This window comes from Mycobacterium sp. 5-140-3-2 (genome assembly GCF_035666375.1).
GTDB classification, from domain to species: Bacteria; Actinomycetota; Actinomycetes; order Mycobacteriales; family Mycobacteriaceae; genus Mycobacterium; species Mycobacterium intracellulare.
The window spans coordinates 1,044,338-1,065,615 of the sequence record NZ_CP142025.1 but is presented as its reverse complement, the minus strand read 5'-3'; the positions used below and the strand labels follow the sequence as shown (position 1 = coordinate 1,065,615).

General features: G+C 65.7%; 19 protein-coding genes, 1 tRNA gene and 2 pseudogenes. 17 read left to right on the top strand and 5 right to left on the bottom strand.

Features of this window, described 5'->3' with window-relative positions; genetic code table 11:
• Positions 1 to 271: 271 nt before the first annotated feature.
• Together P6281_RS05330 and P6281_RS05325 are read left to right on the top strand one after the other, a co-directional pair.
• Positions 272 to 1,060: a GAF and ANTAR domain-containing protein gene (locus P6281_RS05330; RefSeq protein ID WP_014383975.1), complete on the top strand. Its 789-nt coding sequence runs from the start codon at positions 272 to 274 to the stop codon at positions 1,058 to 1,060.
• A gap of 60 nt (positions 1,061 to 1,120) precedes the next feature.
• The gene (locus P6281_RS05325; protein ID WP_014383974.1) at positions 1,121 to 1,885 is read left to right on the top strand and encodes a GAF and ANTAR domain-containing protein; all 765 of its coding nucleotides are present in this window, start codon (positions 1,121 to 1,123) and stop codon (positions 1,883 to 1,885) included.
• Between the two features lie 39 nt (positions 1,886 to 1,924).
• Here P6281_RS05325 and P6281_RS05320 read toward each other — a convergent pair whose 3' ends face one another.
• The gene (locus tag P6281_RS05320) at positions 1,925 to 3,235 is read right to left on the bottom strand and encodes a fatty acid desaturase family protein (RefSeq protein ID WP_014383973.1); all 1,311 of its coding nucleotides are present in this window, start codon (positions 3,233 to 3,235) and stop codon (positions 1,925 to 1,927) included.
• A 342-nt stretch (positions 3,236 to 3,577) separates the two neighbouring features.
• Positions 3,578 to 3,652, bottom strand: a complete 75-nt coding sequence (locus P6281_RS05315; protein WP_232065650.1) for a hypothetical protein — start codon at positions 3,650 to 3,652, stop codon at positions 3,578 to 3,580.
• Between the two features lie 285 nt (positions 3,653 to 3,937).
• Between P6281_RS05315 and P6281_RS05310 the strand changes: the two are divergent.
• Both P6281_RS05310 and P6281_RS05305 read left to right on the top strand, forming a co-directional pair.
• A pseudogene (locus P6281_RS05310) lies at positions 3,938 to 4,221 on the top strand (IS481 family transposase); the annotation flags it as partial.
• Positions 4,222 to 4,670: 449 nt separating this feature from the next.
• On the top strand, positions 4,671 to 5,711 hold the full coding sequence (locus tag P6281_RS05305) for an NAD(P)H-binding protein (protein ID WP_014383971.1): 1,041 nt from the start codon (positions 4,671 to 4,673) through the stop codon (positions 5,709 to 5,711).
• A gap of 624 nt (positions 5,712 to 6,335) precedes the next feature.
• On the opposite strand, the gene P6281_RS05300 is transcribed toward P6281_RS05305, so the two are convergent.
• The 3 genes from P6281_RS05300 to P6281_RS05290 form a co-directional block, all read right to left on the bottom strand.
• Positions 6,336 to 6,680, bottom strand: coding sequence for a hypothetical protein (locus P6281_RS05300; protein ID WP_014383970.1), 345 nt, complete (start codon positions 6,678 to 6,680; stop codon positions 6,336 to 6,338).
• Positions 6,677 to 7,045, bottom strand: coding sequence for a transposase (locus P6281_RS05295; RefSeq protein ID WP_051019704.1), 369 nt, complete (start codon positions 7,043 to 7,045; stop codon positions 6,677 to 6,679). The genes P6281_RS05300 and P6281_RS05295 overlap by 4 nt, the downstream gene beginning before the upstream one ends.
• A 678-nt stretch (positions 7,046 to 7,723) precedes the next feature.
• Positions 7,724 to 7,800: transfer RNA gene (locus tag P6281_RS05290), tRNA-Leu, on the bottom strand.
• A 350-nt stretch (positions 7,801 to 8,150) separates the two neighbouring features.
• Here P6281_RS05290 and P6281_RS05285 point away from each other — a divergent pair.
• From P6281_RS05285 to P6281_RS26120, 13 genes and pseudogenes are all read left to right on the top strand, one after another.
• Positions 8,151 to 9,035, top strand: coding sequence for a PPE family protein, SVP subgroup (locus P6281_RS05285; RefSeq protein ID WP_014383968.1), 885 nt, complete (start codon positions 8,151 to 8,153; stop codon positions 9,033 to 9,035).
• 58 nt (positions 9,036 to 9,093) lie between these two features.
• Positions 9,094 to 10,248, top strand: a complete 1,155-nt coding sequence (locus P6281_RS05280; RefSeq protein ID WP_014383967.1) for a PPE family protein — start codon at positions 9,094 to 9,096, stop codon at positions 10,246 to 10,248.
• A 161-nt stretch (positions 10,249 to 10,409) separates the two neighbouring features.
• Complete coding sequence (locus P6281_RS05275; protein WP_003874404.1) at positions 10,410 to 10,706, top strand: WXG100 family type VII secretion target; 297 nt, start codon at positions 10,410 to 10,412, stop codon at positions 10,704 to 10,706.
• A 41-nt stretch (positions 10,707 to 10,747) separates the two neighbouring features.
• The gene (locus P6281_RS05270) at positions 10,748 to 11,032 is read left to right on the top strand and encodes a WXG100 family type VII secretion target (protein ID WP_008254256.1); all 285 of its coding nucleotides are present in this window, start codon (positions 10,748 to 10,750) and stop codon (positions 11,030 to 11,032) included.
• Positions 11,033 to 11,259: 227 nt separating this feature from the next.
• Positions 11,260 to 12,033, top strand: coding sequence for a response regulator transcription factor (locus P6281_RS05265; protein ID WP_009954125.1), 774 nt, complete (start codon positions 11,260 to 11,262; stop codon positions 12,031 to 12,033).
• A complete protein-coding gene (locus tag P6281_RS05260; RefSeq protein ID WP_014379347.1) occupies positions 12,030 to 13,565 on the top strand; it encodes a sensor histidine kinase in 1,536 nt (511 codons plus the stop codon). Before P6281_RS05265 ends, P6281_RS05260 begins: the two co-directional genes overlap by 4 nt.
• Before the next feature lie 159 nt (positions 13,566 to 13,724).
• Positions 13,725 to 13,808 (top strand): hypothetical protein, encoded by an 84-nt coding sequence (locus tag P6281_RS05255; RefSeq protein ID WP_008254247.1) that lies wholly within the window; start codon positions 13,725 to 13,727, stop codon positions 13,806 to 13,808.
• Positions 13,805 to 13,894: a potassium-transporting ATPase subunit F gene (locus tag P6281_RS26125; protein ID WP_051019700.1), complete on the top strand. Its 90-nt coding sequence runs from the start codon at positions 13,805 to 13,807 to the stop codon at positions 13,892 to 13,894. The genes P6281_RS05255 and P6281_RS26125 overlap by 4 nt, the downstream gene beginning before the upstream one ends.
• Complete coding sequence (gene kdpA / locus P6281_RS05250; protein WP_014941385.1) at positions 13,895 to 15,565, top strand: potassium-transporting ATPase subunit KdpA; 1,671 nt, start codon at positions 13,895 to 13,897, stop codon at positions 15,563 to 15,565. It begins immediately after the preceding gene.
• Positions 15,565 to 17,715, top strand: coding sequence for a potassium-transporting ATPase subunit KdpB (gene kdpB, locus P6281_RS05245; RefSeq protein WP_038535228.1), 2,151 nt, complete (start codon positions 15,565 to 15,567; stop codon positions 17,713 to 17,715). The genes kdpA and kdpB overlap by 1 nt, the downstream gene beginning before the upstream one ends.
• A 1-nt stretch (position 17,716) precedes the next feature.
• Positions 17,717 to 18,586 carry a potassium-transporting ATPase subunit C gene (locus P6281_RS05240; RefSeq protein ID WP_014383964.1) on the top strand — a complete coding sequence of 290 codons (870 nt, stop codon included), beginning with the start codon at positions 17,717 to 17,719 and terminating at the stop codon, positions 18,584 to 18,586.
• Positions 18,587 to 18,597: 11 nt separating this feature from the next.
• Complete coding sequence (locus P6281_RS05235; RefSeq protein WP_041784818.1) at positions 18,598 to 21,180, top strand: sensor histidine kinase; 2,583 nt, start codon at positions 18,598 to 18,600, stop codon at positions 21,178 to 21,180.
• Between the two features lie 15 nt (positions 21,181 to 21,195).
• Positions 21,196 to 21,269 (top strand): annotated as a pseudogene (locus P6281_RS26120) (hypothetical protein); the annotation flags it as partial.
• Positions 21,270 to 21,278 lie beyond the last annotated feature (9 nt).

Below are 21,278 nucleotides of genomic sequence, written 5' to 3'. Positions count from 1 at the left end.
GTCCGAGCGCGCTGATCGTCCGAGGACGAAAGCTGCTCAGCGATCGCGGCCCACATTCTCGATCGCTGACTGCGGCTTCCTTCTCGGCGGGAGGACTGAGTCCAGGGCCGTCCATCTCGACGTACTCGACGTCGGTCTTCGAAATCGCGTGGGCATCATGGGGGGATGACCGCCACAGCGTTGCTGAATCGGATTTGGGGCGGCGATCGCGTTACGCCGGTCCAATGACGCCCCGTTTCGGGCTCCCGACACCGGGTATTCGGCCCAATCATTGGTCGGCGTGGCCAAGGATGGGAACGATGATGAGACGCAAGCGGTACATCCACGCGATCCGGCTCGAACACTGACGATGCCGGCGATCGAAGAGCAGCTGCTCGCCGCGATGGGTGAGCAACGGGGTGTCGGTGCCGCCGATCGGCTTTGTGAGGCGTGCGTAGGTCTGTTGGGCATCGATGCGGCCGCGGTGTCGTTGGTGTTCGATGGTGCCAATATCGGCACCCTGGGTGCCAGCGGCCCCGCGGCGCGCATATATGACGAGGAACAATTCACCCACGGCGAAGGCCCGTGCCTGGACGCGGTGGCTTATAAGGCGCCGGTGGTTGTCGTCGATCTAGCCGATCCCGCCGAAACTCGGTGGCCCGCCTACGGTCCGGCGATGCTGGCCCGCGAGATCCGCGGGGTGTACGCGATGCCGATCATGGTGGCCGGCGAGTACGTCGGTGCCCTGGACCTTTTTCAGACCACACCCACCATGCTCGCGGCAGAACAGGTCGCCGGAGTCACGGTAGCCGCCGAACTGGCCCAGATGCCGATGCTGGACCTGCTCGAGCAGAACCTGGACGACGCCGCTGCCAAACCGGGCAGCACCGCCTGGAACGAGATCAACAACCTGACGCGCTCCGAAGTTAGCCAGGCCACCGGCATGCTGATGGCGCAACTCAATCTTGCCGCCCCCGTGGCTCTGGTCCGGCTGCGGGCACACGCCTATGCCACCGGGCGCAGTGCCACCGAAATCGCCCGCGACATTCTTGAGCGCCGCCTGCGACTGGACCCCCACTGATGCGCCACGGTCGCGGTACCGCTCCGGCGTCGAGCGAGCAGTGCAGAAAGGGACACACCGATGAGTGACACTCCTCGAGAAACCCGCGTCCTGAACGCGGTCGTCTCGCTGGTTGACAGCATGCTCGACGACTTCGACGTCGTGGAACTGCTTACCGACCTCACCGAACGCTGCGCCACGCTGCTTGACGTCGAGGCCGCCGGTCTTCTGCTAGCCGACCCGCGCAAACACCTGCATTTGATGGCCGCGACCTCGGAGCGCTCTCACGAGCTGGAGTTGCTTCAACTGCAAGCTGACGAAGGCCCCTGCCTGGACTGCTATGCCACTGGCCAACCCGTCACCGTGGCCGACCTATCCACCCAACGCGAGCGGTGGCCGCAGTTCGTGCCGGCCGCCACCGACGCCGGGTACGCTTCCGTGCACGCCGTGCCCATGCGCGCCGCCGGCACTGTGCTAGGTGCACTCGGACTCTTCGGAACCCGGATTGGCGACCTCAACGACGCCGACCTACTGGTCGCCAACACCCTGGTCCATGTCGCGTGCGTGGCCATACTCCAAGACCACGCCCCCACTCCGAGCACTGTTCTTCCGCAACTACGCGCCGCGCTCAACAGCCGGATCGTCGTCGAGCAGGCTAAAGGGTACCTGCGTGAACACTTCAACATTTCCATCGAAGACGCCTTCACGATGCTGCGACAGCACGCACGGTCGCATGGCGAGCACCTCACCGAAATCGCCCGGAGCCTGATTAGCGATTCAGACGAACGTCGGACCATCCTGGCCGGCATGGAAAGCAACGCTTCGTTGCCCGATCAGCATCACTGAACGCGCCGAGGATTCGGCCGGGCCGAAGTTTCAGGCGCCTTAACTGACCGCCCGGTCATCCCTCCATATGAACCCGTCCGTGCTACGTTGCACGGCCATCTCGACCTCATCCGATCGACCGTCCGTACACCGAGCGTTCAATGGCGACACCGCGAGTGAGCGTGAAAGCAGATTGGACCGAACCGTGCCACCAATCTGCGCAGCGTCAGCACTGCGTCGGCGAGGCAGGAAATTGTTTCGTTGCCCGAGCTTCAGGTGCGCCTCGTCGAAATACCTGCTGGAGAAGCGGTTCGGAAGCGCCAGCCGATGAATGGTGCGCAGCGTCTGCAGATACTGCGTCAATAGTGACCCGGTTGTGTAGGGCAGGCCGAACCTTTCGCACAGCGTCCGCACCCGCACGGCGATCTCGGCGTACCGGTTACTGGGCAGGTCGGGGAACAGGTGATGTTCAATCTGGTAACAAAGGTTTCCGCTGGCGAACGCCATCAGGGCGCCGGCCCGAAAGTTCGCGGTACCCAGCATCTGGCGCAGGTACCATTCCGGCTTGCTTTCATCCTGTACAACGGCGGGAGTGAACTTTTCGGCGCCGTCGGGAAAGTGCCCGCAGAAGATCACGACGTATGCCCACAGATTGCGCAGGACGTTGGCGGCCACGTTGGCGTAAAGGGTTCTGCGCCAACGCGAGAGGCTCAGCGCGGGGAAGACCAGGTAATCCTTCGTCGTCTGCCTGACGATCTTCCTGACGAAGGCCCGTGACTGCGCGGCCTTCTCCGGCTCCGTCTGGGCCCGCGCTTGCGCGGCATGCATGCCGTGCCGGGCGATTCCGAACTCGAACCCCACCGCCATCAATAGGTTTCGCAACGGCTGCAGCAGATAGCGAGGTTCCCACGGTTGATCGCGGGTCATTCGCATGACGCCGTAACCGAGATCGTCGTCTAGGTCAAGAACGTTGGTAAACACGTGGTGGCGATAGTTGTGGGAGTAGCGCCACTGCGACGACAAGCCCGCCATGTCCCATTCCCAGGTGTTGGAGTGAATTTCTGGGTCGTTCATCCAGTCCCATTGGCCATGACCGACGTTGTGGCCGATCTCCATGTTCTCGACCGTCTTGGCGAAGGCCAGCGCCGCGACGCCGGTGCCCCAACTTGCTTTGGAGCGGCCAACGGCGATGAGTAATCGCGCACCGACTTCCAGGGTGCGCTGGAAGGCAATCGTTCGACGGATGTAGGACGCATCGCGCGCACCCCGAGAGCCCTCGATGTCGTAGCGAATGGCGTCCAGCTCAGCGCCGAGCGTTTTCATATCATCCTTGGTCAGATGCGCAAACTGCGCAACATCGGCTACAGCCATGATCGTCCTAAGTGCACTCTGCAGCCGCTGGGGCTGCACAACGAAAAGAATGGATCGGCTCCGCGCTGTTTGGGAACCTGAGACAGTCGGATCCGGCGGGCCGTGTTTTGTCAGACACCGTATCGAGGTGGGTCGATCGCCGTCGGAACCTTCGCGAATTGGTTACCCGCAAAAGGCGGAAGGAAACCCGACGTGCCTGTGATTTAGAACCGGTTCATTTTCCTCCGCGTCCACGCCTGATTTTGCTCAAGAGCGTGAAAAGTTGATTCAGTCGCCATCTGAAACAAGCTGTGAGACAGTCGATGCGGACAAACTGACGAGGTTCGGTCCCCTGCCGCGCGATCACACAAGCAATGCAATCAGAACTCGGGTCCGTACTGTCGCGAGTAAACGACTCAGCAATCGGGACACATGCATCTGGGAGATGCCGAGCCGTTGGGCGATTTGCGTCTACGTCAGGTTCTCGAAGAATCGAAGCTGCAGCACGGCCCGTTCCTATCGGGCAGCGCCGCTATCAGCGGGCGAACCGTCTCTATGTCGAGCACCTTCTCCAGGTTGGGGTCGATGTCTCCAAAATTGTCCGCGAGGAGGGGCGCGTCGCCGTCTCCTGCAGCACGAGGGCTAAGCGCGTCGGAAGACTGGGTTGAGTATGCATAGGAGGCAATCTGGGCCCGCACCACCTCCTCCCGGTCAATTCCAGGAGGCCCGGAAGGACTGCTCGACCGCTCGTCACGCCCGCATCACTGCCCGTGCCGTACCTCGGCGGCGGTGGAAACTGCGGTAGTCGAACTGCGTCGCTCCTCACGCCGCGGCCAGGACTGGATCGGCGCCGAACTCGCGGTGCCGGCCCGCAGAGTCAGTGCAATCCTGCGTCGCCACCAGGTGGCGTACTGCGTGATTGCGATCCGTTGACCGGAGAATTGATCCGCGTGTCGAAGACCACCGCACTGCGTTACGAACGCTCACGCCCAGGCGAACTGATTCACCCCACGCAGCGATCGTCGCGAAAAGCGGATCCTTCTGTAGCCGTTTCTGGTCTTGACGTCAGAGAGGCGACGAGCCGGTTAGCCTCTGGTGGTCGGTATCGCAACGGTGTGGCGCATCTGGCACCAGGGACTCGAGAGACGTAGTCGCAAATCTTTAGCAGCAAGACAGACGGGCTCTTTGTGGGAACCGCACAACTCAGGTAGCGGCGGTTCGTTTCACGGTGTTGTAGCGCTAGGGGCTAGTGCGGCGACATGGTCGGGCTCCAGTTCAATCAGGGTGGCCAATTCGGCGTCGAGCACCTCACTCTGGAATTTTGCCAACTCTCTTGGGCAGAAACTCAAACACCCCGCCCCGCAAATCCGAATCGAGCGTGGATCGCCCATCAGCGGGTAACTGCTAGCAAGGCCGCGCGCACCGTGAACATGTTGCGCCAGGCCAACCAGTACCGGTGTCGTCGATTTTGTTCCGTATGGAAGAAGAGGGGGAGCGCATGAAATGTCTGGTGACCGGCTCCACCGGTTACGTGGGTGGCCGACTCATCCCACGACTACTCGCTGCTGATCATCAAGTCCGCGCGATGGCGCGCGACCCTCGCGATCTCGATGCACTGCCCTGGGTCGGCCAGGTGGACGTCGTTGCCGCCGACCTTAGTGACCCCAGATTCCTGGAGCACGCGTTCGCAGGGGTTGACGTGGTGTTCTACCTAGTGCACTCGATGGGCAGCTCGATCAACTTCAGCAGCGCCGAAGCTGAATCGGCCCGCCACACCGTCACTGCTGCCCGACGGGCGAATGTCAGCAGACTTATTTACCTCGGGGGCCTGCACCCTCGCACCAGGGAACTGTCCCGGCACCTCCGATCCCGCTCCGACGTCGGCGACACCCTCATTGGGTCCGGGATCGAGACCATGATCCTGCAGGCAGGGGTTGTCATAGGCGCTGGGTCAGCATCATTCGAGATGATTCGCCTGCTCGCCACTGCCCTCCCAGTGCTTCCGGTGCCCCCTTGGACCCGCCATCTGGTCCAACCCATCGCCATCGACGACGTCCTGCACTACCTCCTTGGCGCAGCCACCGTAGACCTACCCGGTTCTCGCAGCTGGGACATCGGCGGCCCCAACGTCCTTCGTTACCAAGACATGCTGAGCGATTTCGCCGAAGAAGCCGGACTACCCCGCCGACGGTTCATCCCGGTCCCATTCATTACCCCAGCACTGAGCGCCCGCGGCATCGCCTTCCTCACGCCCATGCCAGCCGACCTGATACGCCCCCTTGTGGAATCACTGCGACACGACGCAGTAATGAAAGACCGTGACATTGACAACGTCATCGGCCCCCCACCACATGGGCTCAGCACCTACCGCGGCTCCATCCAACAGGCCCTACGACACCCACCCACGACCCACCACCTCGACACCCCTAGCGCTGACTCCGACGCGGCGGCGCTACTCAGCACCGACCCCATATGGGCGCACCACGGCCGCAACTAACCCCAAATTGCAGCGCCGCGCACCCGCCTATGAGACAAGAACTAATCCGTCTCGACTCTTTACCTTTGAGACGGAGCCACGAAGACCGTTCGCCGGGAAACCTTCGCCGCCGTTTCGGGGGTGGCGACGATCTGCTGCCCACGCCATCCGTCTCAGCGAACAGAATTGTCTGATCAGCGACGAAGCGCCGCAATGTCTTTGGGGTCACTGAAGGATGGGACGCCCCGCACGCAAAGCTGATGTACTGCGTTGTCGTATGCGACTTGTCACAGTGAGTGCATTCGATCTTGGTCATGCTGCAATCCTGGACTGCAATGCAATCGCGCGACGTCTCACCGACCCCAGAATCCGTGTCACACCGGTTGGCCAACCCATATAGGCATTACAAATGGACTACAACCCAAGCGTGGTCTATTGGGTCTGCTGCTTTTTGCCCTGAATCGAGATCCGCGATCGGAGTGCAGGATGCAGCCTGCCACCGCGCCGCGGCGTGCCACGGCATTGCCTAAGGCCGTGGTCGCTAACCGGGACTTCATTCGAGAGTCGATCGAGTACCCGACGATGGGTTAGAGAAAGCGTCTTTGATCGCATAAAGGTAGAGCTTTCCTTCGGTGTGATGTTCTGTTATGTCGCTGAGCCACAGCTGATTTGGTGCATCTGCGGTGAAGTCACGCTCGACGAGGTCGTCGTGCACAGATGGCCCGACTTTGCCGTTCTTGCCGCGCTTCTTGCCGAACACACTCCACCACCGTTGTTGGTGCAGATCCGCCAGGCGGTGCGCTCGGCCATCGATTCGCCGACGTCTCGGGCCTCCTCGACCAGGTAGCGGTAGCCGAACTCCGGGTCGTCTTCGTGGGCGTTGAACAGGGCGTTAGCGCGGTAGGCCTCGACGATTTCGGCATCGGTGATGGGATTGGCCAGCCAGCGGTAACACGGTTGGCGGGCGAGCTTGAGTACCCGGCAAGTCACCGCGACGGGGATCCCGTCGGCGGCGAGCTCTTTCCCGAGCGGGGAGAGCCCTTTCCCGGCAGGTTGGCCGGCGACAGACAGGCCGTGGCCCGGCGCAGGACTTCGTTCTCCTGCTCCAATAACTTGATCCGTCGCCGTGCCTCCCTCAGCTCAGCGGACTCCCCGGTGCTCCTGCCGGGCTTGGCGCCTTCGTCGATATCGGCTTGGCGCATCCACTTGTGCAGTGTCATCGGGTGCACCCCGAAGTCTGTGTCGATCTGTTCGATCGTCACGCCGTCGTCGCGGTTGCGGGCGACCCGCACGACATCATCGCGGAACTCTCGGGGGTAGGCCTGGGCACAAGGACATCCTTCCAGCTCACCCATCCCGGGCAAGCCAACTCAGATGTCACCTATTCGTGCAGCAGACCCGACCCGTCGTCGCTGGCGGCTCGGTCACTTCCGACAACGTGACGACGACGTCTTCGCCGTTGGAACCAAGGCGGCAGGAATATACGGATGACACCTAACCTGTGTACGCGGGTAACGGTTCAGAACAACGGCAACGAGCAGGCGGCCTTCAACGCACTGCTCGACTGGAAGATGCAGGACCCCCCGGGAAGGACGAGAGACGCAACCCTGATGGGTGCAACCACCGAAAACTTGCTCGGTGCGGGGAAAGTTGCGCCGGGCGGTACCGCCCAGGGCATGTCTGCTTCGAGAGCCCCACAGTCAACCCCCGCGGCGCCTACGTCGTCCTCTTCGACCCGACGATTCGTCTCTCTTCGAACCGCGTCGGCTGGATCAACGAGTTATAGACGAGGGGCGCTTAAGGGCGGCGGTTTGACGGGCCAGGCTCGCTGCTGAACCAGGGTCACCACCGCCGAACCACCTAACGCCAGCGTGGACTGTGACCGACCCCAGCTTCGGCGCGGAGCAAACAGTTCCCGCGACACCCAAAGCCGAAACGCGTCGGTGGTGCGCCCAAAGAACGCCCGTCCGCCGGTGTGAACGCTACGGCTCTCACGATCGAAGGGCTCCTATGGGCGGCTACTTGCGCTTTCATGGTGCCCCCACTGGGATTCGAACCCAGACTTTCCGGATTTTAAGTCCGCTGCCTCTGCCAATTGGGCTATGGGGGCCCGGCGGCGAATCTAGCGCGTGAAACCCGAACACGGGGCATCGCATCCCGGCCGGTATTTGCCAGACGTCCAACATGCGGGGGCCGTGTCCATCGATTAGGATCCGCGCGCCGCGCGCGATTTCTCCCTGTCCGCGCCCGCGATCAGATGACGTCCCGATGTCGTCCGACAGGGTCTTGTTAAAACTGCCGCCCTTGTCGTTAAGAAGCCGTAAACGACTGTAACCCCAGCTCATTGGGTGGGGAATGTGGAGTTGTGGCTCGCTAGCGTTACGCCAACGCACAGCGGCCGTTACGTGAACACACAGCGACCCACACCGGGGGTCGGCTCGTTCAGCATAGGAGCAACAGATGTCGTTTCTGACAACACAGACCGAGGAAATGCTAGCCGCGGAGACGTTGCTGTCCGGAATCAACAGCAACCTGGCGGCGCAAAACACGGGCGCCGCGTCGGCGACGACCGTCATCGCGCCCGCCGCCGCCGACCCGGTGTCGGCCCAGCAGGCGGCGATCTTCTCGGCGTACGGCGCCCAGTACCAGGCGATCGCCGCCGAGGCGCAGGCGCAGCTGGAGAAGTACTCGCAGACCCTGGGCATCAGCTCCAACAGCTACGGCGACACCGAGGCCGTCAACGCCAGCCAGGCCGCCGTTCAGGCTTTGGACGCCGCGGATTCCGGCACCGGCGCTGCCACGGGTTCCAACCCGATCGACATCCTCGCCTGGCTCCTGGGCTTCAACGGCCAGTCCAGCGGCGGCCTCGGTGGCATGTTCGGCCTGTCGAGCAACGGCGCCAACATCGGAAACATCGGCTTCGGAAACTGGGCGTCGGCCACGTCGAACCTCCTCGGCCTCGCCGGTGGCGGCCTGCTGGACACATCCGGTGACGCCGCCGGTGCGGCCGCCGCGGCGGACCTGGCCACCTCGACCACGCCGGCCGGCGCCGGGGTGAGCGGCGTGGCGGGCGTGGGCGCGATGCCCGCCGCCGCGATGGGCCAGGCGACCATGGTCAACAAGCTCTCGGTGCCGCCGAGCTGGGCCGGCTCCACCCCGGTGGCCGCCTCGAGCGCCGCGCCGCTGCAGACCGTCGGCTGGACCGCCGCCGCGCCGCAGACCGGTGCCGGCACGGTGGTGCCCGGCATGCCCGGGGTGGGTGCGATGGGGCGCAACAGCGCCGGCTTCGGCGCGCCGCGCTACGGCGTCAAGCCGATCGTCATGCCGAAACCGGCGGCCGTCTAGGCGATCACGGCCACTCGTCAGACATCGAATCCGAACAGACAAGGAGCGGGAAACCCAGATGGTTCTTGACTTTTCAGCGATGCCCCCGGAGATCACCTCCTCGCTCATGTACGCGGGTGCGGGCTCGGCTCCGCTCATGGCCGCCGCGACGGCGTACGCCAACCTGGCCGCCGAGGTGAGCGCCACCGCCACGCAGTGGGAGTCGATCATCTCGCTTTTGACCACCGAACAGTGGACCGGCGGTGGGTCGGCCGCGGCGGCGGCCGCCGCCCAGCCCATCGTGTCCTACCTGACGGAGACGGCGACCACCCTCGAGCAGGCGAGCGCGCAGGCCACCGCGTCGGCGGCTGCCTACGAGGCGGCGTTCGCCGCGACGGTGCCCCCGCCGGTGATCGCGGCCAATCGCACGTTGCTGGCCACACTCGTCGCGACCAACTTCCTCGGCGTCAATTCGGCCGCGATCGCCGCGACCGAAGCGCAATACGCCGAGATGTGGGTGCAAGACGCCACCATGATGGCCGCCTATCAGGCCTCCTCGGCGGCGGCCGGGGTCCTCACCCCGGTGACGCCGCTGACGTCGACCACCGACCCGGCGCGAGCCGCGGCCGTGGACAACGGCGCGGTCGCCTTCGACGCGGCGAACAGTACGTCGCAGGCGGCCGGCCTGGACCTGTCGTCGCTCATCACGTCGCCAACGAGCAGTGGCGGCCTGCTGCAGTCCATCGACAACTTGATGGGCACCCCGTCGTTCCTGAACGCCACCAACGGCGCCGTCAACACCGCGGCGTGGTGGGTGTGTGCCACGATCCCGAACGCGGTGTCGCTGGGGCACACGCTGGGATCGGTGCCGTCGATTCCGTTCTCGCTGGCCGACTCCGTCGCGCCGGCGGCGGGCGCGGCCGCGATCACGCCCGGCACCACGGTGGGCTCGGTGTCGGGCGCGGGCGCATCGGCGGCGCTGGGCGAGGCCTCCACCGTGGGCCGCCTCTCGGTGCCGGCCGGCTGGAACGCGGCCGCCCCGGCGTCGTCGTTGGCGTCGGCCACCGCTCCGCTCGAGGGTTCGGGCTGGACGGCCGCGGCCGAAGCGGAGGGCGTCACCGCGATGCCCGGCATGCCGGGCATGGCGGCGGCGGCCAAGGGCGCCGGCGCCTACGGCGCCGGACCCCGGTACGGCTTCAAGCCGATCGTCATGCCCAAGCAGGTTGTCGTCTGAGGAGGGACGCTGATACGGGAATCAAGGGGGTACATGTCGCCCGTTTAAGGCGAACAATTAACCGGCAGGCCGTAATCTAGTTGAACCGCGGCCACCGCCGCATCAATTTCCATTGTTAAGACTTCGGCCGACTGAAGCTATCAAGATAGGAGACAGCCGAGATGGCAACACGTTTTATGACCGACCCGCACGAGATGCGGGCGATGGCGGGCCGTTTCGAGGTCCACGCCCAGACCGTCGAGGACGAGGCTCGCAAGATGTGGGCGTCGTCGATGAACATCGCGGGTGCGGGCTGGAGCGGCCAGGCGCAGGCGACGTCGTATGACACCATGGGCCAGGTCAACCAGGCCTTCCGCAACATCGTCAACATGCTCCACGGGGTGCGCGACGGGCTGATCCGCGACGCGAACAACTACGAGCAGCAAGAGCAGGCCTCGCAGCAGATCCTCAGCAGCTAGCCCAGAACTGCTGCTGCCCAACACTTTTAAGGAGTCATGTAATGAGCATTAACTACCAGTTCGGCGACGTAGACGCCCACGGCGCCCTGATCCGCGCCCAGGCCGCGTCCTTGGAGGCCGAGCACCAGGCCATCATTCGCGATGTGCTTGCTGCCGGCGACTTTTGGGGCGGTGCCGGTTCGGTCGCGTGCCAGGAGTTCATCACCCAGTTGGGTCGCAACTTCCAGGTGATCTACGAGCAGGCCAACTCCCACGGACAGAAGGTTCAGTCCGCGGGCAACAACATGGCCAGCACCGACAGCGCCGTCGGGTCCAGCTGGGCCTGACGCCTCGTCTCTTGAAAACGGGGCCGCGCACCGACCGGTGTGCGGCCCCGTTTTGCATCTTCCGTGCACTCGACGAAACCCTCTCGGGCGCTGTCGTTTTGGAAGACGAATGCCCGTAACGCCTCAAGGCACAGCGCCTTTCGAAAGCGTCGGGAGACGCGCATACATTTGAGAATTCTATGAACTCCGTGACAATCCGGTGTGTGACCGGCCAGAATTGAAGGAATATGACCGCAACGGCCGGATACTCAGGCTCGCAGCGGCCCCGCCAAGCCATCCTGGGGCAGCTGCCGCGGATCAACCGTGCCGATGGCTCACCGATCAGGGTTTTGCTGGTCGACGACGAGCCGGCGCTGACCAATCTGGTGAAGATGGCCCTGCACTACGAGGGCTGGGTGGTCGACATCGCCCACAACGGGCGTGAGGCCATGGCCAAGTTCGAGAGGGTCAACCCCGACGTGCTCGTCCTCGACATCATGCTTCCCGACGTCGACGGGTTGCGGATCCTCGAGCGGGTGCGCCAATCCGACGTCTACACCCCGACGCTTTTCCTGACCGCGCGCGACTCGGTCATGGACCGGGTGACCGGCCTGACCGCGGGCGCCGACGACTACATGACCAAACCGTTCAGCCTGGAGGAATTGGTCGCCCGGCTGCGCGGGTTGCTCCGCCGCTCCGGCCAGCCGCCCACGCCGACGGCCGAAACCCTCATCGTCGGCGACCTGCGGGTCGACACCGCCAGCCGGGAAGTCACCCGCGGTGACACCGCGGTGTCGCTTTCCTCCACCGAGTTCGAGCTGCTGCGCTTCCTCATGCGCAACCCGCGGCGCGCGCTGAGCCGCACCGAGATTCTGGACCGGGTGTGGAACTACGACTTCGCGGGGCGCACCAGCATCGTGGATCTCTACATCTCGTACTTGAGGAAAAAGATCGACTCCGGCCGGGAGCCGATGATTCACACGGTCCGCGGCGTGGGGTACATGCTGCGGCCGGCGGAATGACCGAAGACAAGGCCGCGACATCCGGGATCTTTCCCCGGTGGTTTCCCTCGTCGCTGCGCCGCCAGCTCCTGTTGGGCGTGCTGGCCGTGGTCAGCGTGGTGCTGGTGACCGTCGGCATCGTTTCCGTGCTGAGCCTGCGCGGCTATGTCAACGCCATGAGCGACGCCGACATCGCCGAGTCCCTCGACGCGTTCAGCCACCAGTACACGAAATACCGCAACGGCGAACACACTTCGACGCATCCGGGCACACCGCCGATCGGACAGGCGATGCTCGAATTCACCGGACAGACGCCGGGCAACCTGATCGCCGTGCTGCGCAACGGCGTGGTGATCGGGTCGGCTGTCTTCTCCGAAGGCGAACCGAAACCCGCGCCTGCCGACGTCATCAGCGCGCTGGAAGGGCAGACGTGGTCCGGCGGCCCACCCCGGACCGAAATACTGGGCAGGCTCGGGTCTTATCGCCTGGACAGCACCGTGGACGGCTCCGACGTGCTCGTGGTCGGGATGTCGCAGAACCTCGCCGACCGGATCATCGCGCGCAAGCAGATCACCACGATCGCGCTGACCGCCGGGGCGCTGGCCCTTACCGCGGCTCTGACCGGGTGGGTCGTCGGATACACGCTTCGTCCGCTGCGCCGGCTCGGCGCGATCGCGGCCAACGTCGCCGCCATGCCGCTCGCCGACGACGACCACCGCATCAGCATCCGGGTACAACCGCAGGACACCGACCCGCAAAACGAGGTCGGGATCGTCGGCCACACGCTGAACCGCTTGCTGGACAACGTCGATGGCGCGCTGGCGCATCGGGTCGAATCCGATTTGCGGATGCGGCAATTCATCAGCGACGCCAGCCACGAACTGCGCACACCTTTGGCGGCGATTCAGGGCTACGCCGAACTCACCCGCCAGGACAGTTCGGAGCTGCCGCCCACCACCGAATACGCGCTGGCCCGCATCGAATCCGAGGCCCGGCGGATGGCGTTGCTCGTCGACGAGTTGCTGCTGCTTTCCCGGCTGGGCGAAGGGCAAGATCTGCAGTCCGAGGACGTCGACCTGGCCGCGGTGGCCAACAACGCGGTCAATGACGCGACGGTGGCTGCGCTGACCCACCACTGGGTCAAAGACCTGCCCGACCATCCGGTCTGGGTGCGGGGCGACCACGCCCGGCTGCACCAGTTGGTCAGCAACCTGCTGGGCAACGCCCGGGTGCACACACCGCCCGGGGTGACGGTGACGACCGGAATCACCTGCCACCGTGACGGTCCCGAACCGCCGTTCGTGGAATTGACCGTCACCGACGACGGGCCCGGAATCGACGAAGAGCTGCTGCCCAGGCTGTTCGAACGGTTCGTCCGCGCAGACAAATCGAGATCCGACGGCTCGGGCCACGGACTGGGCCTGCCGATCGTCAGTTCGATCGTCAAGGCCCATCATGGTTCGGTCACCGTCGAATCCACGGAGGACGAGACGGTTTTCCGGGTACGGCTCCCCCTGATCGACGGGCCGCCACGGGGCGTTAACAAACCGTAAAGGTGCACGGTAGCCCCGTTAGGAAACCGTCAACCACACACCCTGACCGCACGCCACCCGGTTAGTTTCGATCGGACGTTGGCCCGCGGCTGTCGCGCGACGGTGGGGCTACTCGGAGTCCCTTGCGTATGCGCGTGATTGGCGCGGAACGGAGACGAGATGGGCGTGGCGGTGTACGTCGTGCTGACCGTGGCGGTGTTCGCCGCACTCGGCGTGGCTCAGAAGCTGGTCGAGCGGCTATGAACTACCAAAACACGGTCGGTTTGGTGCTTTCCGTCCTCGTTGCGCTCTACGTGGGTAGCGCCCTGCTGTTCCCCGAGAGGTTCTGAGTGAGCACGACAACGGCCGGGATCGTTTTCCTCGTTGTCCTCGTCGCGGCGGTGGCGGTTGTCCACGTGCCCTTCGGGGACTACATGTTTCGCCTATACGCCTCGGAGAAGGATTCTTCTGTCGAGCGGATGATCTATCGGCTGATCGGCGTCGACGCGCGCTCGGAACAGACCTGGGGGGCCTATGCCCGAAGCGTGCTGGCGTTCTCGTCGATCAGCATTCTGTTCTTGTTCGTCTTCCAACTCGTCCAGGGCAAGTTGCCGCTGCACCTGCATGATCCGGCCACCAGGCTGACGCCCTCGCTGGCGTGGAACACCGCGGTCAGCTTTGTCACCAACACCAACTGGCAGGCCTACTCCGGCGAGACGACACAGGGACATCTCGTGCAGATGGCCGGCCTGGCGGTGCAGAACTTCGTGTCCGCCGCCGTCGGGATGGCGGTGGCCGTGGCGCTGGTGCGCGGGTTCGCCCGCACCCGCACCGGCGAGCTCGGCAACTTCTGGGTCGACCTGGTGCGCGGGACGCTGCGGATCCTGTTGCCCGTCGCCATCGTCAGCGCGATCCTGCTGATCGCCGGTGGGGCGATCCAGAACTTCCACCTGCACGACCAGGTGGTCACCACCGTCGGCGGCGCCCAGCAGACGATCACCGGCGGGCCGGTGGCCAGCCAGGAGGTCATCAAGGAACTCGGCACCAACGGCGGCGGCTTCTACAACGCGAATTCCGCGCACCCGTTTGAGAATCCGACCGGCTGGACCAACTGGCTGGAGATCTTCCTCATCCTGGTGATCGGGTTCTCACTGCCCCGCACGTTCGGGCGCATGGTGGGTAACACCAAGCAGGGCTTCGCGATTGCGGCCGTGATGGCGACGCTGTACATGATCAGCACCACCTTCATGCTGTGGTTCCAGACGCAGCACCACGGCACGGTGCCGACGGCCGTCGGCGCGGCCACGGAGGGGGTCGAGCAGCGCTTCGGCGTCGCCGACTCGGGGGTGTTCGCCGCCGCGACGACGCTCACGTCCACCGGCGCGGTCGATTCCGCGCACGACTCGCTGACCAGCCTGGGCGGCATGATCACGATGTTCAACATGCAGCTGGGTGAGGTCGCGCCCGGCGGCACCGGCTCCGGCCTGTACGGCATGCTGGTGCTGGCGGTGATCACCGTGTTCGTCGCCGGGCTGATGGTCGGACGCACCCCGGAATACCTCGGCAAGAAGATCACCCCGCGCGAGATCAAGCTCGCCGCAAGCTATTTCCTGGTCACTCCGCTGATCGTGCTGGCCGGCACCGCGATCGCGATGGCATTGCCCGGCCAACGCGCCGGCATGCTCAACAGCGGACCGCACGGACTCTCCGAGATCCTCTACGCGTTCACCTCGGCGGCCAACAACAACGGGTCGGCCTTCGCCGGGCTGGGCGCCAACACCGACTGGTACAACACCGCTCTCGGCCTGGCCATGGCCATCGGCCGGTTCCTGCCCATCGTGCTCGTGCTGGCGCTGGCCGGATCGTTGGCCCGCCAAGGCAGCACACCGGCCTCGGCGGGCACCTTGCCCACGCACCGGCCGCAATTCGTGGGCATGGTCGCGGGCGTCACGTTGATCGTCGTTGCCCTCACGTTCTTGCCCATGCTCGCGCTCGGGCCGCTCGCCGAAGGGATTCACTGATGACCGCCACCGCGATCCAGCCGGCCGAGCAGACGCGACCGGCGGCGTCCACCGGCAGAAAACGGGTGCAGGGTGGCCTGCTCGACCCGAGGACGCTGTGGCGCTCGACCCCGGACGCGCTGCGCAAACTCAATCCCCGCACCCTGTGGCGCAACCCGGTGATGTTCATCGTCGAAATCGGCGCCGCCTGGAGCACCGTCCTAGCGGTCGCCGCGCCGAGCTGGTTCGCCTGGCTGGCCGTGATCTGGTTGTGGCTGACCGTGCTGTTCGCCAATCTCGCCGAAGCGGTTGCCGAGGGCCGGGGCAAGGCCCAGGCCGAAACGCTGCGCCGAGCCAAAACGCAAACCGTCGCCCGGCGGCTCAAGGACTGGGTACCGGGGGCCGCTGCGGTTGAGGAAGCGGTCGCCGCGGCGCAACTGCGACAGGGCGACATCGTCGTGGTCGAGGCCGGCCAGGCGATCCCCGGCGACGGTGACGTGGTGGAAGGCATTGCCTCCGTGGACGAATCGGCCATCACGGGCGAGTCGGCGCCGGTGATCCGGGAGTCCGGCGGCGACCGATCGGCGGTCACCGGCGGCACCACCGTGCTGAGCGACCGGATCGTCGTCAAGATCACCCAGAAGCCCGGCGAGAGCTTCATCGACCGGATGATCGCGCTCGTCGAGGGCGCCAACCGGCAGAAGACTCCGAACGAGATCGCGCTGAACATCCTGCTGGCCGCGTTGACGATCATCTTCGTCTTCGCCGTCGTGACCTTGCAGCCGCTGGCCATCTACTCCAAGGCGAACAACCCCGGCGTCCCGGATAGCCAGGCGCTGGACGCCGGCGGCGTGACCGGCATCGTGATGGTGTCGCTGCTGGTGTGCCTGATCCCGACCACCATCGGCGCGCTGCTGTCGGCCATCGGCATCGCCGGCATGGACCGGCTGGTGCAGCGCAACGTGCTCGCCATGTCCGGGCGGGCGGTGGAGGCCGCCGGCGACGTCAACACCCTGCTGCTGGACAAGACGGGCACCATCACGCTGGGCAACCGGCAGGCCGCCGCCTTCATCCCTCTCGACGGGGTGTCGCCCGAACAATTGGCCGACGCCGCGCAATTGTCCAGCCTCGCCGACGAAACACCCGAGGGCCGTTCGGTTGTCGTGTTCGCCAAGGAGCACTTCGGATTGCGTGCCCGCACACCGGGCGAGCTGTCACAGGCCCACTGGGTAGCCTTCTCGGCCACCACGCGGATGTCGGGCGTCGACCTCGACGCGCACCTGCTGCGCAAGGGCGCGGCCAGCTCGGTCGCGGAATGGGTGCGCGGCCAAGGGGGCAACGTCCCCGCGCAGCTCGGCGAGATCGTCGACGGCGTCTCCGCCGGTGGCGGCACGCCGCTGGTCGTCGGAGAAAGCGTCGATGGGCACGCGAGGGTGCTCGGTGTCATCCACCTCAAAGACGTCGTCAAGCAGGGCATGCGGGATCGGTTCGACGAGATGCGCCGGATGGGCATCCGGACGGTGATGATCACCGGCGATAACCCGTTGACCGCCAAGGCGATTGCCGACGAGGCCGGGGTCGACGACTTCCTGGCCGAGGCCACCCCGGAGGACAAGCTCGCGTTGATCAAGCGCGAGCAGGCCGGCGGCAAACTGGTGGCGATGACCGGCGACGGCACCAACGACGCGCCCGCCTTGGCGCAGGCCGACGTGGGTGTGGCGATGAACACCGGCACGTCGGCCGCCAAAGAGGCCGGCAACATGGTCGACCTCGACTCCGATCCCACCAAGCTCATCGAGATCGTGGAGATCGGCAAGCAGCTGCTGATCACCCGCGGGGCGCTGACGACCTTTTCGATCGCCAACGACATCGCGAAGTACTTCGCGATCATCCCGGCGATGTTCGTCGCGCTGTTCCCCGGCCTGGACCTGATCAACGTGATGCGGCTGCACAGCCCGCAATCGGCGATCCTGTCCGCGGTGGTCTTCAACGCGATCGTCATCGTGTTGCTGATCCCGCTCTCGCTGCGCGGTGTGCGGTACACGCCGAGCAGCGCGTCAAAACTGTTGAGCCGCAACCTGTATGTCTACGGTCTGGGCGGCATCGTCGCCCCGTTCGCCGGAATCAAGGCCATCGACCTGATCGTCCAATTCATCCCGGGGATGTCCTGATATGACGAATTTCGTCCGCCTGCACTGGGCGGCACTGCGTGCGCTGCTGGTGCTGACCGCGATCACCGGTCTGGCCTATCCCCTATTCGTCTGGGCCGTCGCGCAGCTTCCGGGATTGCGGGAGCATGCCGAGGGGTCGATCCTCACCGCGGACGGCAAGCCGGTGGGCAGCAGGTTGATCGGCCAGTCCTTCACCGACTCCGGCGGCAACCCGTTGCCGCAATACTTCCAGAGCCGACCCTCGGCGGCCGGCGCCGGCTACGACCCGACCTCGTCGGGCGGCAGCAACCTGGGGCCGGAAAGCATCGTCGACGCGCCCGGCAAGCCGAGCCTGCTGACGCAGGTGTGTGCGCGCAGTGCCGCGGTGGGCAGGCTGGAAGGTGTCGACGGGTCGCGGCCGTTCTGCACCGGCGGGGGTGTGGGCGCGGTGCTGTCGGTGATAGGCCCGCGCGACGCGCGTGGAAACGTCGTCCACCCGACCCGGGTTATCAGCGTCAACGAGCCGTGCGGCTCGACGCCGGCGCCGTTCCTCACCCTCTACCAGGGGGTGCGTGTCGAATGCGCCCAAACCGCAGAGGACTACTCGATCGGACAGACCGTGCCCGTCCGCGGCGCCGCGCCCGCCAGCCCGGCCGTGCCGGCCGACGCGGTCACCGCCAGCGGCAGCGGCCTCGATCCGAACATCTCGACGGCCTACGCCGACATCCAAGTGGCACGGGTCGCCCACGCCCGCAGTGTCAGCCCGGATCAGATCCGTGCGGTGGTGGCGCAGTACCGGAGCGGCCGCGCGCTGGGGTTTTTCGGTGAGCCGTGCGTCGATGTGCTGCAACTCAACCTGCAACTCGACCACCGGTATCCCGTCACGAGTTAGCGCCAAGGGGGATGATGGTTGGCGTGAGTGACGTCAACCTCCACGGCCGCCAACCCAGGCGGGGGGAGCTACGCATCTACCTCGGTGCCGCTCCGGGCGTGGGTAAGACGTATTCGATGCTGGGTGAGGCGCATCGGCGGCTGGAGCGTGGCACCGATCTGGTGGCGGGCGTGGTGGAAACCCATGGGCGTGCGAAAACCGCTGAGCTGCTTGAGGGCATCGAGATCATTCCGCCGCGCTATATCGAGTATCGCGGCGGCCGCTTCCCCGAGCTCGACGTGCCGGCCGTGCTGGCGCGCCGCCCGCAGGTCGTCCTCGTCGACGAACTCGCGCACACCAACGCGCCGGGCAGCAAGAACCCCAAGCGATGGCAGGACGTCGAGGAGTTGCTCGACGCCGGGATCACGGTGATCTCCACGGTCAACGTGCAGCACCTGGAAAGCCTCAACGACGTCGTCGCCCAGATCACCGGGATCGAGCAGAAGGAGACCGTCCCGGACCTGATCGTGCGGCAGGCCGCGCAGGTCGAACTCATCGATATCACGCCAGAGGCGTTGCGGCGCAGGTTGTCCCATGGCAATGTCTACGCTCCCGATCGCATCGATGCGGCGCTGTCGAACTACTTCCGTCGCGGAAACCTCACCGCGCTAAGGGAACTGGCGCTGCTGTGGCTCGCCGACCAGGTCGATACGGCCCTGGCAAAATACCGGGCCGAGAACAAGATCACCGACATGTGGGAGGCGCGCGAGCGGGTTGTCGTCGCGGTCACCGGTGGACCCGAATCCGAGACGTTGGTGCGACGGGCGTCCCGCATCGCGTCGAAGTCGACCGCCGAGCTCATGGTGGTCCACGTCGTCCGCGGCGACGGCCTGGCCGGCCTGTCGGAATCCCGGATGGCCAAGATCCGCGAGCTGGCGACCAGCCTGGACGCTTCGCTGCACACCGTCGTCGGCGACGACGTGCCCACGGCCCTACTCGAGTTCGCGCGCGAGATGAACGCCACGCAGCTGGTGATCGGCACCTCGCGGCGGTCGCGCTGGGCGCGCCTGTTCGAGGAGGGTATCGGCCCGAGGATCGTCGAGCTGTCCGGCAAGATCGACGTGCATCTGGTCACCCACGAGGAGGCCAAGCGCGGATTTCGCACGGCCTCGCTCGCGCCGCGCGAACGGCGGGTGACGTCGTGGCTGGCGGCGCTCATCGTGCCGTCGATCATCTGCGCGATCACCGTCACGGCGCTGGATCCCTACCTGGACACCGGCGGCGAGAGCGCCTTGTTCTTTGTGGGGGTGCTGCTGGTCGGGTTGTTCGGAGGCGTTGCGCCCGCGGCGCTTTCGGCGATGCTGTCCGGGCTGCTGCTGAACTACTTTTTGATTGCCCCGCGGCACAGCTTCACCATCGCCGAACCCAACAGCGCCATCACCGAATTGGTGCTGCTGCTGATCGCGGTCGCGGTGGCGGTGCTGGTCGATTTCGCGGCCAAACGCACCCGGGAAGCCCGCCGCGCGTCGCAGGAGGCCGAGCTGCTGACCCTGTTCGCGGGTTCGGTGCTGCGCGGCGCCGACCTCGAAACGCTGCTCGAACGGGTGCGTGAGACGTACGCCCAGCGCGCGGTCGCGATGTTGCGCGGGGCCGGCGAGGAAGCGCGCGGCGGCGGCACCACGAGCGACGTCGTCGCCTGCGTGGGCAGGGATCCCTGCGTCACCGTCGATTCCGCGGACACCGCGATCGAGGTCGGTGACGACGAATTCTGGATGCTGCTGGCGGGCCGAAAGCTCTCGGCGCGGGACCGGCGGGTGCTCAGCGCGGTGGCCAGGCAGGCGGCCGGTTTGATCAGGCAGCGGGAACTCGCCGAGGAGGCCAGCCGAACCGAGGCGGTCGTGCGGGCCGACGAACTGCGGCGCTCGCTGCTGTCCGCGGTCAGCCATGACCTGCGCACGCCGCTGGCGGCGGCCAAGGTCGCGGTATCCAGCCTGCGCGCCGAGGACGTCGCCTTCTCCGCCACCGACACCGCGGAGTTGCTGGCGACGATCGAGGAGTCCATCGACCAACTCACCGCGCTGGTCGGCAACCTGCTCGATTCCTCGCGGCTGGCCGCCGGGGTGATCCACCCCGACCTGAGCCGGGTGTACCTCGAGGAAACCGTGCAACGCGCGCTGGTCAGCATCGGCAAGGGCGCCACCGGCTATTTCCGGTCCGCCATCGACCGCGTCAAGGTGGACGTGGGCGACGCCATGGTGATGGCCGACGCCGGGCTGCTGGAGCGCGTGCTGGCCAACCTGATCGACAACGCGCTGCGCTACGCGCCCCACTGCCTGGTCCGGGTCAACGCCGGGCGAGTGGGCGATCGGGTGCTGATCAACGTCATCGACGAGGGGCCCGGAATACCCCACGGGGCCGAGGAGCAGATCTTCGAAGCGTTTCAGCGGCTGGGCGATCACGACAACACCACCGGCGTCGGTCTGGGGATGTCGGTGGCGCGGGGCTTCGTCGAGGCGATGGGCGGGACCATAACGGCCACCGACACTCCGGGAGGCGGGCTGACCGTGATCGTGGAAATGGCTGCGCCGCAATCGATAGAGGACCGGCGCACATGACGCGCGCCGGCGACGATGCAGAGCGCAGCGATGAGGAGGAGCGGCGCACATGACCCGCGCCGGCGACGATGCAGAGCGCAGCGATGAGGAGGAGCGGC